Source organism: Limimaricola sp. G21655-S1, from assembly GCF_027213785.1.
Classification (GTDB): domain Bacteria; phylum Pseudomonadota; class Alphaproteobacteria; order Rhodobacterales; family Rhodobacteraceae; genus Limimaricola.
Window position 1 is genome coordinate 1 of record NZ_JAPWGO010000448.1, and the last position, 244, is coordinate 244.

General features: G+C 60.7%; 1 protein-coding gene. It reads right to left on the reverse strand.

Going from position 1 to position 244, the window contains the following annotated elements:
* Positions 1-219 (reverse strand): LysR substrate-binding domain-containing protein (locus tag O4G76_RS21410; protein WP_269399101.1); only part of this gene is annotated, 219 nt, incomplete at its 3' end.
* Positions 220-244 lie beyond the last annotated feature (25 nt).

The window sequence follows — 244 nt, forward strand, 5'->3', positions numbered from 1 at the left end:
GCGGAATACCGCTTGCTGCAGTGTTTCGATGGCTTTTTTGCGGAAGAACTGGCGGCGCGTTACCAGCATCACGCGGCGCTGTGGCGCCGGTGCCTGGAACGGTATGACCGACAGCAGGCCTTCATCGGCAGGCGACACCGAGGTAGCAGGCAACACGGTGATGCCCATACCGCTGGCTACCATGTGGCGGATGGTGTTCAGCGAGCTGCCTTGTACCATCGATGCCAGGCTATTGCTCTGGTAC